14 protein-coding genes are annotated in these 12,584 nt (G+C 60.1%); 9 read left to right on the top strand and 5 right to left on the bottom strand.

Translation table 11 applies throughout. From position 1 onward, the window contains the following. Positions 1-163: 163 nt before the first annotated feature. Entirely contained in the window at positions 164-1,129 is a 966-nt protein-coding gene (locus tag DA915_RS07860; RefSeq protein WP_035212433.1) for a heparan-alpha-glucosaminide N-acetyltransferase, read from the bottom strand. Positions 1,130-1,222: 93 nt separating this feature from the next. After that, the gene (locus DA915_RS07855; protein ID WP_003502819.1) at positions 1,223-1,915 is read right to left on the bottom strand and encodes a DUF599 domain-containing protein; all 693 of its coding nucleotides are present in this window, start codon (positions 1,913-1,915) and stop codon (positions 1,223-1,225) included. A gap of 501 nt (positions 1,916-2,416) precedes the next feature. Here DA915_RS07855 and cobU point away from each other — a divergent pair. The 5 genes from cobU to ccoP all read left to right on the top strand — a co-directional run bounded on the left by cobU (position 2,417) and on the right by ccoP (position 6,599). Continuing rightward, positions 2,417-2,938 carry a bifunctional adenosylcobinamide kinase/adenosylcobinamide-phosphate guanylyltransferase gene (gene cobU, locus DA915_RS07845; protein ID WP_107675561.1) on the top strand — a complete coding sequence of 174 codons (522 nt, stop codon included), beginning with the start codon at positions 2,417-2,419 and terminating at the stop codon, positions 2,936-2,938. Positions 2,939-3,177: 239 nt separating this feature from the next. After that, a complete protein-coding gene (gene ccoN / locus DA915_RS07840; RefSeq protein ID WP_060725810.1) occupies positions 3,178-4,824 on the top strand; it encodes a cytochrome-c oxidase, cbb3-type subunit I in 1,647 nt (548 codons plus the stop codon). A gap of 10 nt (positions 4,825-4,834) precedes the next feature. Continuing rightward, positions 4,835-5,566, top strand: a complete 732-nt coding sequence (gene ccoO, locus DA915_RS07835) for a cytochrome-c oxidase, cbb3-type subunit II (protein ID WP_026364104.1) — start codon at positions 4,835-4,837, stop codon at positions 5,564-5,566. Positions 5,567-5,579: 13 nt separating this feature from the next. Beyond that, positions 5,580-5,732, top strand: a complete 153-nt coding sequence (locus DA915_RS07830) for a CcoQ/FixQ family Cbb3-type cytochrome c oxidase assembly chaperone (protein WP_003502810.1) — start codon at positions 5,580-5,582, stop codon at positions 5,730-5,732. Between the two features lie 3 nt (positions 5,733-5,735). Then, a complete protein-coding gene (gene ccoP, locus DA915_RS07825) occupies positions 5,736-6,599 on the top strand; it encodes a cytochrome-c oxidase, cbb3-type subunit III (RefSeq protein WP_003502808.1) in 864 nt (287 codons plus the stop codon). A gap of 56 nt (positions 6,600-6,655) precedes the next feature. On the opposite strand, the gene DA915_RS07820 is transcribed toward ccoP, so the two are convergent. The 3 genes from DA915_RS07820 to DA915_RS07810 are packed head-to-tail and all read right to left on the bottom strand — an operon-like array spanning position 6,656 to position 7,890. Next, complete coding sequence (locus tag DA915_RS07820) at positions 6,656-7,102, bottom strand: VOC family protein (RefSeq protein WP_003502805.1); 447 nt, start codon at positions 7,100-7,102, stop codon at positions 6,656-6,658. A 16-nt stretch (positions 7,103-7,118) separates the two neighbouring features. Further along, positions 7,119-7,475, bottom strand: a complete 357-nt coding sequence (locus DA915_RS07815) for a VOC family protein (RefSeq protein ID WP_003502804.1) — start codon at positions 7,473-7,475, stop codon at positions 7,119-7,121. Between the two features lie 10 nt (positions 7,476-7,485). After that, positions 7,486-7,890 (bottom strand): SRPBCC family protein, encoded by a 405-nt coding sequence (locus DA915_RS07810; protein ID WP_003502802.1) that lies wholly within the window; start codon positions 7,888-7,890, stop codon positions 7,486-7,488. Between the two features lie 120 nt (positions 7,891-8,010). Here DA915_RS07810 and ccoG point away from each other — a divergent pair, with 120 nt between their 5' ends. From ccoG to ccoS, 4 genes are read left to right on the top strand one after another with little or no spacing between them, the layout of a single operon-like run. Beyond that, positions 8,011-9,594 (top strand): cytochrome c oxidase accessory protein CcoG, encoded by a 1,584-nt coding sequence (gene ccoG / locus DA915_RS07805; protein WP_107675560.1) that lies wholly within the window; start codon positions 8,011-8,013, stop codon positions 9,592-9,594. Then, the gene (locus DA915_RS07800) at positions 9,591-10,091 is read left to right on the top strand and encodes a FixH family protein (protein WP_020812817.1); all 501 of its coding nucleotides are present in this window, start codon (positions 9,591-9,593) and stop codon (positions 10,089-10,091) included. The genes ccoG and DA915_RS07800 overlap by 4 nt, the downstream gene beginning before the upstream one ends. Beyond that, on the top strand, positions 10,088-12,379 hold the full coding sequence (locus DA915_RS07795; protein ID WP_107675559.1) for a cation-translocating P-type ATPase: 2,292 nt from the start codon (positions 10,088-10,090) through the stop codon (positions 12,377-12,379). Before DA915_RS07800 ends, DA915_RS07795 begins: the two co-directional genes overlap by 4 nt. Beyond that, positions 12,376-12,534, top strand: coding sequence for a cbb3-type cytochrome oxidase assembly protein CcoS (gene ccoS, locus DA915_RS07790; RefSeq protein WP_003502794.1), 159 nt, complete (start codon positions 12,376-12,378; stop codon positions 12,532-12,534). The genes DA915_RS07795 and ccoS overlap by 4 nt, the downstream gene beginning before the upstream one ends. Positions 12,535-12,584 lie beyond the last annotated feature (50 nt).

Raw genomic sequence — 12,584 nt, 5'->3', positions numbered from 1 at the left:
CGGGTTTCGCTCATTTCTTCTCCCCACCGGGGAGAAGGTCGCGGCAGCGGGATAAGGGGCGAGGGTAAAGATAGTTCGGCGAGGGTTCCCCCTCATCCGGCCCTTCGGGCCACCTTCTCCCCGGCGGGGAGAAGAAATGGATCGTAAGCCCTGACGTTTATCCCTATTGCGCCTCAGCCGTGCACTGCTGCGCCACTTCGCTGACCTTCGTCTGCTGATCCGCGCTGAGTTTGCCTTCCATCATCATATCGAACAGGTTTTCGGCCTGCAGCTTCTCCAGCGTGCAGCCGCAGAAACGCTGGCATAGTTCCAGCCCGTTTGCCTGCTCGACGCAGCTTTTTTCACAGCTCGATTTGTACAGCTCGACCTGATCGACAGGCGGAGGCGGAGCGATGAGCGACAGGGTGTAAACGAGGCCGATCAGCACCGGCTGGTGGATAAGGTAAAAGGCGAGGCTGTGGCGGCCGGCGCTGGCGATCAGGTTACGAGGTGAACTCGGGCTTCGAAAGCGATCGAGCCAATCGCGTGGCGTGACGAATTGCGAAACCGCAAGCCCGGCGAGGAAGGGCGCAAGCCAGGGCAGCAGCGGCACATAATCGTTCGAGCGGGGCGGCATGGTGGAAAAACCGATCCAGGCCAGCCATTTTGCGTTGAACAGTTCGGATTGCAGATATTGCGGCAGGATGAAAGCGATCACCGCAAAAAGCAGCGTCACGACTGCAGGGGCTCGCAGGAACAGCAGCCCCACGAGGCTTGCGGCGGCGATATTGTGCAATATACCGAAGAAGATGAAACTGTCCGGAAAGGCGAAATAGGTCGCGACGGTAATGAGCAGCGCCGAACCGGCCACCATCGCAAAACGTTTGCCGAAAGACGGCCAGTTCACGCCCTTGCCATGGGCGAGAAACAGGCTGAAACCGGCCAGGAACAGGAACGAGCTGGCGATGCCGCGCGCATAGAGTTTCCACAGGCCTGTCGTCGCCGTGCCGGGTTCGAGATAGCCGAAATATTCCAGGTTCCATGTGAAGTGGTAGGACGCCATGGCGATGAGGGCAAGCCCGCGCAGGGTGTCGAGACCGCCGATGCGGCCCTTGCGGCGGTTTTCGTTTGCGGCTGCGTCTGTGTCCATGTTTCCCGCTTTTTTCAGCTTTTCGAGGGAGCTGACATTCACTTGGATTCGCTCGAAATGACCCGAGGGCTTGGCCCTTGAAGTGCGGCTATTTCAAGGCTGGTTTTCTTCCATGATCGCGCGCCGGGCCTCGGAAAAGAACTGGCGGCGCAACAGCGCCACGATGATGATGACCGTACTGGCAATGAAGACATAGGGGCTGATGAACCAGCCGAGATAACCGATGGACAGAAAGATCGTCCGCAGGCCGTCATTGAAGTTCTTAGCAGCGATGATGTTCATCTTTATGACGTTTTCGGCCGCTCGCTCCGCTGCCTCGCGATCCGCGTTGACATCGTGGACCATGGGGATGGCGCCGAAAAGGATCGTGCAATAGTTGAACAGGCGGTAGGACCAGCCGAATTTGAAGAAGGAGTAACCGAAAAGACAGGTGAGCCCTATGACCTTCAGTTCGAAGGCCGTGCGCCCGGCATAATGCACGAAAGGCATGTCGCGAAACACCGATTCGACCTGTTCGGTCGCGCCCAGAAGAGCGAAACATCCACCGATGGCGAAGATGGAGGTGGAGGCGAAAAAGGCGGTGCCGTTCTGCAGGCCGGCCATGATCTGCGTGTCGATCATCTTCAGGTCGCGCTTCAGCGAATTCATGATCCAGTGGCGACGGCGCTCGGCCATGGCCTGATTGAGGCTGGCTCTCGAAAACAGCCTCGTTCCCGTCGTTACATGGGTATAGATGGCCCATAGCAGGATGAAAACGACGATCGAGATATAGTCCATGACGGTCATCACGGGCAGGCCACCTTGCTGTTTGCGAATCTTCGAAAGCATATTGATTTGAAGGCCATGGCAAGGCAATGGCGGTGACTGCCGTCACTCGATATTCTCCTTCGGCGTTGCGGTTTCATCATTCGGTTTTTCGCTAACTTTCCGGTAACCAAGTCGCTTTATCAATCCACTTGCGGACGACAGGTCTGCCGGTTCCGGGTAAGGTTTTGCGTACCGGTTCCGCGTAAATCCCGGCACGGTCACCCGCCGATTGACAGGATGGCATTTCGCACCTAGCCTTTCATCAGGACCGGTGTTTCCGGTATCCGGGGTAATCAGGGCTTTTCATGTCCCGCATCCTGCGGGCAGGTCTTGTTTCTCCGGTCCGGTATCAGCGGCAGTCCGGCATGAACAACCGGGGGACGCCTTTTTCTACGAATCGTTCCCTTCATGACCGCCTGTCCCTGGCTTGCGTCACCGCAAAGATGCCGGTCCGATTCATTCTTTTCCTTCAGGTTTCCCATGACAGATAAAAACCGCTCCGTTTTCATTCTTGGCGGCGCGCGCTCCGGCAAATCGCGTTTTGCCGAGGAACTTGCGGGAAAATCCGGCGGACGCCTGCATTACCTCGCCACCGGGCGAGCATGGGATGACGAGATGCGCGACCGCATCAGCCATCATCAGGAGCGGCGCGGCGGGGAATGGACCACCCATGAAGCGCCGGTCGATATCGCCGCCTTTCTGCAGCGGCTCGACGACGCGGGAAATGTCATTCTCATCGACTGCCTCACCCTGTGGCTCACCAATCTGATGATGGAGAATGCCGATATCGAGGCTGCCTTCACCGCAGTTGAGGCGGCGATCATATCGTCGCAGGCGACGCTGATATTCGTCTCCAATGAAGTGGGTCTCGGCATCGTGCCTGAAAATCGCATGGCGCGTGAATTCCGCGATCACGCCGGCCGTCTGCATCAGCGAATCGCGGCCATTGCCGGCGAGGTCTATTTTGTCGCCGCCGGGCTGCCCCTGAAGATGAAGGGCTGAGACGACACCCGTCCAGGCCGGCCGATATCTCCCGGCGTTTTTTGCTCTTACGCAAATTCCTCTCGTAAAGCCGCGCCCTGTTTTGACGGGGCTGCGACAGCTTTGCATTCTTGATCTGGATCAAGGTGGGCTTTCCCGCGCGGTGGCAATGCTCCAACCGACGCAAAGGCGCGTTCCCGCTCTCCCAGGCGCGTGCCGTGCCTTTCGTCGGTCGGCTTGCACGTTGGGGGAAACCAACAATGAATTACACGTTAGAAACCGCGATCGTGGCCCTCGGGGCCTTTCTCGCGTTGCTCGGGGCAGCCTTTGCCCATGACAGTCTTTTCGCTGCCCATATGTGGGTGCTGTTCTTTACACTTCTGGTCAGCACGGTGCTTCTGCTGCGCCGTGTCTCCTTTGCGCCTGTCGATCAGGCGGCGCGTGCGCGCCTCAAGTCGGAATATTTCGATGAGGTGGTGAAATACGGCGTCATCGCCACCGTGTTCTGGGGTGTCGTCGGTTTTCTGGTGGGTGTCGTGGTGGCGCTGCAACTCGCCTTTCCCGATCTCAACATCGCGCCCTATTTCAATTTCGGCCGGATGCGGCCGCTGCACACATCAGCGGTGATCTTCGCTTTCGGGGGAAATGCGCTGATTGCCACGTCTTTCTACGTGGTGCAGAGAACCTGTCGCGCGCGCCTCTTCGGCGGCAATCTCGGCTGGTTCGTGTTCTGGGGATATAATCTCTTCATCGTCATGGCCGCCACCGGCTACCTGCTCGGTATTACCCAGGGTCGCGAATATGCGGAGCCGGAATGGTATGTCGATATCTGGCTGACCATCGTCTGGGTTGCCTATCTCGTCGCCTTCCTCGGCACGATCTTCATGCGCAAGGAGCCGCATATCTATGTGGCGAACTGGTTCTACCTGGGATTCATCGTAACGATTGCCATGCTGCATATCGTCAATAATCTCGCCATTCCGGTCTCGTTTCTTGGCGTCAAGAGCTACTCGGCCTTTTCGGGCGTGCAGGATGCGCTGACGCAATGGTGGTACGGCCACAATGCCGTTGGCTTCTTCCTCACCGCAGGCTTCCTCGGCATGATGTATTATTTCATTCCGAAGCAGGTGAACCGTCCGGTCTATTCCTACCGCCTGTCGATCATCCACTTCTGGGCGCTGATCTTCATGTATATCTGGGCCGGCCCCCACCATCTGCATTATACTGCGCTGCCGGACTGGGCGCAGACGCTCGGCATGGTGTTCTCGGTCATGCTGTGGATGCCCTCGTGGGGCGGCATGATCAACGGTCTGATGACGCTTTCGGGCGCATGGGACAAGATCCGCACGGACCCTGTCGTGCGCATGATGGTGATGGCCGTTGCCTTCTACGGCATGGCGACCTTCGAGGGTCCGATGATGTCGATCAAGGCCGTCAACTCGCTCAGCCACTATACCGACTGGACCATTGGCCATGTTCATTCCGGCGCACTCGGCTGGAACGGCATGATCACCTTCGGCGCGATCTATTACCTGACGCCGAAACTGTGGGGCAGGGAGCGTCTCTACAGCCTGCAGCTGGTCAACTGGCACTTCTGGCTCGCCACGCTCGGCATCGTCGTCTACGCCGCCGTCATGTGGGTGGCAGGCATCCAGCAGGCGCTGATGTGGCGCGAATATGATAGCCAGGGCTTCCTCGTCTATTCCTTCGCGGAATCGGTAGCAGCGCTGTTCCCCTATTACGTGATGCGTGCATTGGGCGGCCTGATGTTCCTCAGCGGCGCGCTGATCATGGCCTACAACGTCACGATGACCATCCTCGGTCATCAACGCGACGAAGGCGTCCGCAAGGATGCCGAAGTTTCGGCGCAGCCCGCCGAAACCCGTTCGCTGCAGCCTGCTGAATAAGGAGAGGCCGATGTCCATACTCGACAAACACGGCGTCATCGAACGCAACGCCACGCTGCTTCTGGTCGGCTCCCTGCTGGTCGTCTCGATCGGCGGCATCGTGGAAATCGCACCGCTCTTTTATCTCGAAAACACCATCGAGAAGGTGGAGGGCATGCGGCCCTACACGCCGCTGGAGCTGGCCGGGCGCAACATCTACATCCGCGAGGGATGTTATGTCTGCCACAGCCAGATGATCCGTCCGTTCCGCGACGAGGTGGAGCGTTACGGGCACTATAGCCTGGCGGCGGAATCCATGTATGACCATCCGTTCCAGTGGGGTTCCAAGCGCACGGGGCCGGACCTCGCGCGCGTCGGTGACCGCTATTCGAACGAATGGCACGTGCAGCATCTGGCCGATCCGCGCTCGGTGGTGCCGGAATCGATCATGCCGTCCTATGCGTTCCTCAAGACCACGCCGCTGAAGATCACCGACGTCTCCATGGAGCTGAAGGCCAACCGCGCCGTTGGTGTGCCCTATAGCGACGAGATGATCGAGAAATCCGCGGCCGATCTTGCCGCCCAGGCCGACCCGAATGCGGATTCGTCGGAACTCCTGGCGCGGTATCCCAAGGCGAAAGTGGGTGATTTTGACGGCGATCCGGCCAAGCTCACCGAAATGGATGCGCTGGTCGCCTATCTGCAGATGCTCGGCACGCTGGTCGATTTTTCGACCTATGACGATGCCGCCGGATACCGGTGAGGAGGTGTAAGCCATGGAAACCTACACGGCCATGCGCCACTTCGCCGACAGCTGGGGCCTGCTTGCCATGACCCTGTTCTTCGCCGGCGTCGTCGTTTTCACCCTTCGCCCCGGCTCGAAGAAGGCCGCGGACGATGCCGCCAGCATTCCGCTCAAGGAGGACTAGGATATGTCCGAAAAACACATTGATGACATCAGCGGCGTCGAAACCACCGGCCATGAATGGGACGGTATCCGTGAGCTGAACAATCCCATGCCGCGCTGGTGGGTCTGGACCTTCTACTTCACGATCCTCTGGGCCATCGGCTATACCATCGCCTATCCGGCATGGCCGCTGATCAACGGGGCGACGCAAGGGCTGCTCGGTTGGAGCAGCCGTGGTGAGATCGCCGCCGAAATCGCCGATGCAAAACAGTCGCAGAGCGTTTTTGTCGACAAGATCGCCAAGTCGTCGCTTGCCGATATTCAGGCCGATCCGACCCTGATGCAATTTGCCCTTTCCGGCGGTGCAGCCGCTTTCAAGGTCAATTGCATTCAGTGTCACGGTTCTGGTGCGGAAGGCGGGCAGGGTTATCCCAACCTCAATGATGACGACTGGATGTGGGGCGGCAGCGTTGACGACATCTACACGACGGTGAAGCACGGCATCCGTTTTGCAGATGATGCTGACACGCGCGCGTCGGAAATGCCGGCCTTCGGCGACATTCTCAAGTCGGACGAAATCCGCGAGGTTGCGGCTTACGTCGTCAGCCTGACGGGAAAGCCCGCCAACCCGGCGCTGGTGGAACCCGGCAAGCAGGTCTTTGCCGACAATTGCGCTTCGTGCCACGGCGAGGATGCCAAGGGTAACCGCGAGTTTGGCGCACCGAACCTCGCCGATGCGATCTGGCTGAAGGCGCATGGAGAAGAGGGCATCGTCGCGCAGATCCGTTCGCCCAAGCATGGCGTCATGCCCGCCTGGGGTGAGCGCCTTGGCGATACGACGGTCAAGCAGTTGGCGATCTTCGTGCATTCGCTTGGTGGGGGCGAGTGAAGCAAGCGGAATGTAAAGAAGGGGCGCCGGGGAGGCGCCCTTTTTTATTGTTTAGATCAGGCGTTTTCCGCCCGTCCATCCGGATATTCGGCTGGTCCCTTCAACTCGATCTTGTTGCCGAAGGGATCACGGAAATAGAACGAATGTCCCATTCCTCTCGCGCCGCCGTGAAAGGCTTCCTGTTCTATCGTGACGTTAAATTTCGCCAGATGTGCGCGAAGTGCATCATGGTTCAGAGGACCGGTCGCTATGCAGATGTGATCGACATTACGTCCTCCGGCGACGGGCGGAGCAGCCTTTGTGCCACCGGGATGCGTGACATCCCACAGCACGATCAAGGCATTTCCGCACCAGACTTGTTCCATCCCGAGAGCAGGGTAAGAGTAACCATCCCTACACCCCAGCACGTTCCGGTAAAAATCGAGCGCCCGCATCATGTCGTCGACGATGAAGACGATATGATCGATACCGACCAACGAAAAAGGCGGCGTTGTCAAAGTCATGACGGGCTCCTGCCAATCAGTTTTTCGACCAGACGGCCAGTTCGTATCCATCCGGATCGGTGAAATGAAAACGGCGTCCGCCGGGAAACTCGAAAAGCGCGACGCTGATCTGGCCGCCGGCGGCCTCGACGCGGCGCTGGGCATCCTCGATATCGGCGGCGTAGAGAATCACGAGCGGCCCGCCTTTGGCCGAGACGGGTGCCGTGGTGGTGAAACCGCCGGTCAGCCGGCCGTCGGAAAATTCGCAATATTGCGGACCGTAATCCTTGAAGGACCAGCCAAAGGCGCCGCCGTAAAATTCCTTGCTGCGCTCGATATCGGTGACGTTGAATTCGACATAGTCGATCCGCCGGTCGTTTGTATTCGTGGTCATCGTTCCTCCATCAGTCCTTTTCGAGCAGCGCCTTCAGCGTTTCGAGATCGGCCGTGATCGCTCTTGCATCCTGCTCGAAATCCTCATCCGTCATATCCTGAAGGCGAAGGAGGGTGAAACTCACCTCCGTACCGCTGCCGTTCGGCGTCACCCGTAGCGCGTTATAAACCTTGATGCCATCCGGCAATGTCACGACATGGTCGATGACGCCGAATTCGTTTGCGGGCGCAAAATTGACGCGCACCTCGCCAAGCGGTCCGCCCTCGGCGATCCAGTCCTCGCCATCGGATTTGAGGCCGCCCGCAAGGCCTGCGGCCCAGCTGGGCATGTTCTGCGGGTCTGAGGCGAAGTCGTAGACCTGGGCCCAGGGTTTTTCGATCGACAGATGAATGATTCTCGACTGCATGACAGGCATTTCATCCTCCCTTGGCGGCGCGTTCCCATACTGCGCCACTTTGTCGTCACTTGATGTAAGTCAAGGATGTTTCACCGGGGAGATGGGAGAAAGCAAGGAGATAAAAACGGACATCTTACCATGAACATCTATCGCGCCGGACAGGACAGCCCGCAACAGCCCGTCGAAAGGCTGGAGGCGGAAGCCGTCAATTCCGCAAAAACGCGCAAACCGCTCTACGAAGCCCGCAAGAAGATTTTTCCCAAGCGCGCGGAAGGTCGGTTCCGGCGGTTCAAATGGCTGGTGATGCTCGTCACCCTCGGCATCTATTATCTGACGCCGTTCCTGCGCTGGGACAGGGGGCCTTATGCACCCGATCAGGCTGTGCTGATCGATATCGCCAACCGGCGCTTTTATTTCTTCTTCATCGAAATCTGGCCGCAGGAGTTCTTTTTCGTTGCGGGATTGCTGGTCATGGCGGGGCTGGGGCTGTTTCTCGTCACCTCAGCCGTTGGGCGCGCATGGTGCGGTTATACCTGTCCACAGACCGTCTGGGTCGATCTGTTTCTGGTGGTTGAACGGGCGATAGAGGGAGACAGGAACGCCCGCATGAAACTGGACGCCGCGCCCCTTACATTCGGCAAATTGCGCAAGCGCGTGCTGAAACATGCGATCTGGCTGGTGATTGGCGTTCTGACCGGCGGCGCCTGGATTTTCTATTTCGCCGATGCGCCGACGCTGGCGATGCAGTTCATGACGGGGCAGGCGCCGATGATCGCCTATTCGACCGTCGCCACGCTTACCGCCACCACCTATGTTTTCGGCGGGCTGATGCGGGAGCAGGTCTGTACCTACATGTGTCCCTGGCCACGCATCCAGGCGGCGATGCTGGATGAGAATTCGCTTGTTGTCACCTATAATGACTGGCGCGGCGAACCGCGCTCGCGGCACGCCAAAAAAGCCGCTGCGGCGGGCGAGAGCATCGGCGATTGCGTCGATTGCAACGCCTGTGTCGCCGTCTGTCCCATGGGCATCGACATCAGGGACGGGCAACAGCTGGAATGCATCACCTGCGCGCTCTGCATTGACGCCTGCGACGGGGTGATGGACAAGATCGGCAAACCGCGCGGGCTGATCGCCTATGCGACGCTTGCGGAATACCAGTCCAACATGGCGCTGGCGACCGGCAACGGAACGCACGCCATCCAGCCTGCCAATGTGCGCGAGGAGGATGGCAGCTTCAGGAAGAGCATCCGCCACTTCAACTGGCGCATCGTCTTCCGGCCGCGCACGCTGCTTTATACGGCCATCTGGTCGGCGGTCGGCATCGGCATGCTGTTTGCGCTGGTGACGCGCGAGCGGCTGGCGCTCAACGTCCTGCACGACCGCAATCCGCAATATGTGCTGGAATCGAACGGTTCCATCCGCAACGGCTATACCGTGCGCATTCTCAACATGGTGCCGCAGCCGCGCACGATGAGCCTCACGATCGAGGGCATCCCGAATGCGGTGATGAAGATAAACGGCATGCCGGATACGGCCTCGCGCACTTTCGACGTCACGGTCGAGCCGGATGAGGCGACGACGCTGAAGGTCTTTGTCACCCTGCCTGGCAAGGATGTCGCGCGAACGGCTGAAAATTTCGAGTTCATCGTCAGCGATACGGGCGGCCATGAGACGGCCCGTTACGATGCTGTCTTCAACGCTCCGGGAGTGAAAAAATGACCGTGAATAATCGCCAGACATCCGGCTTCACTTTTACCGGCTGGCACATGCTCGGCGTCATGCTGCTGTTCTTCGGCACCATCATCACGGTCAACATGATCATGGCCTGGAATGCAGTGAACAGCTGGAGCGGGCTTGTCGTGCCCAATACCTACGTCGCCAGCCAGCAGTTCAACGCCAAGGCGGAAGCCGCCAAGGCACGGGCCGCGACCGGCATCAAGGGCAAGCTCGTGGTGGACGAAAAGACCGTACGCTATGAGGTTTTCCATCCGGATAAGGGGCCCGTCGACACGGACAGCGTGACGGCGCATTTCCGCCGGCCGGTCGGTGAAAGCCAAAATTTCGACATGGAGCTCACCCCGCTTTCCACCGGCGTCTTCACCGGTGTGCATGACATGCTGCCCGGCCAGTGGATCGTCGAGGTCACCGCCGTCAAGGATGGCCGCATCATCGTGCATGAGGGGACGCGGATCGCCGTCATCAGGGGGCGCAAATGAGCTGCTGCGCACCGGGAACGGAAGGCTCGCTGCAGCTTGGCGAGCCGCTCAATCCGCCATCGTCGGAGGAATTGCTGCTGGCGAGCCGCGATCTGGGGCAGGGGCTGCGGCAGACTGATCTCAGCGTGCCGGATGTCTATTGCGGCGCCTGCATCACCACCATCGAAACCGCGCTTAGCCGTCTCCGCCAAGTGGAGCGGGCGCGCGTGAACCTGTCGTCCAAACGCGTCGCAATCGTCTGGAAGGAAGAGGTCGATGGCGTCAGGACCGATCCTTCCGATCTCGCCCGCGCCATTCTTTCGACCGGATATCGCACGCATCTTTTCGCCAGCGGTCAGGATGCTTCCGACGCCTTGCGTTCGCAATTGATCAGGGCGGTGGCGCTGTGCGGTTTTGCCTCCGCCAATATCATGCTCCTTTCCGTCTCCGTCTGGTCAGGCGCGGATGCGGCGACGCGCGACATGTTCCACTGGATTTCGGCGATGATCGCCGCGCCGGCGCTGATCTATGGCGGCCGCTTCTTTTACCAGTCGGCCTGGAATGCGCTGAAACACGGCCGCACCAACATGGATGTGCCGATCGCACTCGCCATCACGCTCTCCTATGTCGTTTCGCTGTGGGAAACGATCCATCACGGCGAACATGCGTGGTTCGACGCGACCGTGTCGCTGCTGTTCTTCCTGCTGATCGGCCGCACGCTTGACCATATCATGCGCGACAAGGCGCGTTCGGCCATTGCCGGGCTTGCAAGGCTTTCGCCGCGCGGCGCGACCGTGATCGGTGAGGATGGAACGCGGGAATACCGCCAGCTTGCGGACGTCCAACCCGGAATGTCGATTGCGATCGCCGCCGGAGACCGTGTGGCGGTGGATGCCGTGGTCGTCTCCGGCAGCAGTGATCTCGACATGTCCATCGTCAACGGCGAAAGCGCACCGCGCCGCGTTACGGCAGGTGACAGCCTGCAGGCCGGTACGCTCAACCTCACCGGTTCGCTGATCGCGCGGGTAACCGCCTCGGCAAAGGAGTCCTTCCTGTCGGAGGTGATCGGGCTTATGGAGGCGGCCGAAGGCGGCCGGGCGCGGTATCGGCGCATCGCAGATCGCGCCGCGAGCTATTATTCGCCCGTCGTGCATCTTCTCGCGCTGGTGACATTTCTTGGCTGGGGCTTTTTCGGCGGCGACTGGAAACAGGCGATGCTGATCGCCATTGCGGTTCTCATCATAACCTGCCCCTGTGCGCTCGGCCTTGCCGTTCCCGTCGTGCAGGTGGTGGCCGCAGGAAGGCTCTTCCGGCACGGCATTATGGTCAAGGAAGGCTCGGCCATGGAGCGGCTGGCCGAAATCGATACCGTGCTGTTCGACAAGACCGGCACCCTGACCGTTGGAAAGCCGAGACTGGTCGAGACAGGCGATGTGAAGCCGGCCACCATGGCGATTGCTGCGGGGCTTGCCGCCCATTCGCGCCACCCCCTCTCGAAAGCCCTGCATGCCGCCTATAACGGTGCCATGCCGACCTATGAGACGGTGCGGGAAATTCCGGGCTCCGGCGTCGAGGCCGAGACGGAAGCCGGAACCTACCGGCTCGGCAATCGCCGTTTCGCCTGCCCGGATGAAGCGGGCGTCGACAATGGCGATGCGCGGTCGGAAGTCGTGCTGTCCCTTGACGGCCGGCATCTGGCGAGCTTCGGCTTCGAGGACAATCCGCGCGCGGGTGCGGTTGCGGCATTGCGCAGCCTCTCAGTGCGGGGCCTCGTGCAGGAAATCGTCTCGGGTGACCGGGCGGCGGCTGTCAGCGCCATGGCGCAGCGGCTGGGGATCGGCAACTGGAGTGCAGACCTTTCGCCGGGGGACAAGGCGGCCCGCTGCGCTGCGCTCGCTGGCGAGGGTCGCAGAGTGCTGATGGTGGGAGACGGCATCAACGATGCGCCGGCGCTTGCCGCCGCCCATGTTTCCATGGCGCCCGCAACCGCCGCCGATATCGGCCGGCAGGCTGCCGATTTCGTGTTCATGCAGGAGGATCTCGATGCGGTGCCCTTTGCTATCGAGACGTCGCAGCGGGCAGGTAGGCTCATCCGGCAGAACTTCGCTCTCGCCATCGGCTACAATGTCATCGCCGTGCCGATTGCGATTGCCGGTTATGCGACGCCGATGATCGCGGCCATCGCCATGTCGACCTCCTCGCTGATCGTCGTCGCCAATGCGTTGCGTCTTGCCGGCACGGCTGAAACCGTGCGCTCTCGGAACGACGTTAAAACAGGATTTGCGGGAGAGGGGGCGCAGCTGGCATGAACATGCTGATCTATCTCATTCCCGTCGCGCTGTTTCTAGGTGCGCTCGGCCTTTTCGCCTTCCTTTGGTCGGTGCGCTCTGGCCAGTATGAGGATATGGACGGGGCCGCCTGGCGTGCACTGGATGACGGTGACGACCGACCCCGGCGATCATAAGAGGCGAGGTGAGCTTGTCGTTTCGAGCCGGCCCTGACCTGTCGCAAATA

The sequence above is a fragment of the Agrobacterium sp. LAD9 genome, assembly GCF_003031125.1.
Taxonomy (GTDB): Bacteria; Pseudomonadota; Alphaproteobacteria; order Rhizobiales; family Rhizobiaceae; genus Agrobacterium; species Agrobacterium radiobacter.
The sequence above is the reverse complement of the archived record's forward strand: the minus strand, read 5'-3'. Positions and strand labels throughout refer to the sequence as shown.

Excerpts from the sequence above, each read along its gene's own strand:
- DA915_RS07860 (WP_035212433.1), bottom strand. The coding sequence starts at position 1,129 with ATGGACACAGACGCAGCCGCAAACGAAAACCGCCGCAAGGGCCGCATC.
- DA915_RS07855 (WP_003502819.1), bottom strand. The coding sequence starts at position 1,915 with ATGACCGTCATGGACTATATCTCGATCGTCGTTTTCATCCTGCTATGG.
- cobU (WP_107675561.1), top strand. The coding sequence starts at position 2,417 with ATGACAGATAAAAACCGCTCCGTTTTCATTCTTGGCGGCGCGCGCTCC.
- ccoN (WP_060725810.1), top strand. The coding sequence starts at position 3,178 with ATGAATTACACGTTAGAAACCGCGATCGTGGCCCTCGGGGCCTTTCTC.
- ccoO (WP_026364104.1), top strand. The coding sequence starts at position 4,835 with ATGTCCATACTCGACAAACACGGCGTCATCGAACGCAACGCCACGCTG.
- DA915_RS07830 (WP_003502810.1), top strand. The coding sequence starts at position 5,580 with ATGGAAACCTACACGGCCATGCGCCACTTCGCCGACAGCTGGGGCCTG.
- ccoP (WP_003502808.1), top strand. The coding sequence starts at position 5,736 with ATGTCCGAAAAACACATTGATGACATCAGCGGCGTCGAAACCACCGGC.
- DA915_RS07820 (WP_003502805.1), bottom strand. The coding sequence starts at position 7,102 with ATGACTTTGACAACGCCGCCTTTTTCGTTGGTCGGTATCGATCATATC.
- DA915_RS07815 (WP_003502804.1), bottom strand. The coding sequence starts at position 7,475 with ATGACCACGAATACAAACGACCGGCGGATCGACTATGTCGAATTCAAC.
- DA915_RS07810 (WP_003502802.1), bottom strand. The coding sequence starts at position 7,890 with ATGCCTGTCATGCAGTCGAGAATCATTCATCTGTCGATCGAAAAACCC.
- ccoG (WP_107675560.1), top strand. The coding sequence starts at position 8,011 with ATGAACATCTATCGCGCCGGACAGGACAGCCCGCAACAGCCCGTCGAA.
- DA915_RS07800 (WP_020812817.1), top strand. The coding sequence starts at position 9,591 with ATGACCGTGAATAATCGCCAGACATCCGGCTTCACTTTTACCGGCTGG.
- DA915_RS07795 (WP_107675559.1), top strand. The coding sequence starts at position 10,088 with ATGAGCTGCTGCGCACCGGGAACGGAAGGCTCGCTGCAGCTTGGCGAG.
- ccoS (WP_003502794.1), top strand. The coding sequence starts at position 12,376 with ATGAACATGCTGATCTATCTCATTCCCGTCGCGCTGTTTCTAGGTGCG.